This is a genomic window from Pseudomonas sp. OTU750018 (genome assembly GCF_011636575.1).
In the GTDB taxonomy this organism is placed as follows: domain Bacteria; phylum Pseudomonadota; class Gammaproteobacteria; order Pseudomonadales; family Pseudomonadaceae; genus Aquipseudomonas; species Aquipseudomonas peli.
The window spans coordinates 1-542 of the sequence record NZ_JAAPAU010000007.1 but is presented as its reverse complement, the minus strand read 5'-3'; the positions used below and the strand labels follow the sequence as shown (position 1 = coordinate 542).

Sequence of the window (542 nt, the reverse complement as noted above, 5' to 3'; positions counted from 1 at the left end):
TAGAGCATTGGAACCACCTGATCCCATCCCGAACTCAGTAGTGAAACGATGCATCGCCGATGGTAGTGTGGGGTTTCCCCATGTGAGAGTAGGTCATCGTCAAGCACCTATACCAAAACCCCCGATCAGGAAACTGGTCGGGGGTTTTACTATTAGTACAAGCATGAAGTTTTGAGCGATCAAAGCCGATGCTAACAAGTTTGAATGCAAGTGATTGAGTAAAAAGAACTTTTTCTAAAAGAACTTCGAAAAATAGCTTGACGCAAGATGAGGCTGCTGTAGAATGCGCGCCTCGGTTGAGACGAAAGACTTAACCACCGCTCTTTAACAACTGAATCAAGCAATTCGTGTGGGTGCTTGTGAGGTAAGACTGCTAGTCGCAAGATTATCAGCATCACAAGTTACTCCGCGAGAGATCAAAGATGTAACCAACGATTGCTGAGCTAAGTTTAGGGTTTTCTCAAAACCCAAGCAGTATTGAACTGAAGAGTTTGATCATGGCTCAGATTGAACGCTGGCGGCAGGCCTAACACATGCAAGTC

Annotated in this window: 1 rRNA gene; it reads left to right on the top strand. The window is 45.4% G+C overall.

Annotated elements, in window-relative coordinates:
• A 5S ribosomal RNA gene (rrf, locus tag HCI85_RS20865) occupies nt 1-105 on the top strand; the annotation flags it as partial.
• Nucleotides 106-542 lie beyond the last annotated feature (437 nt).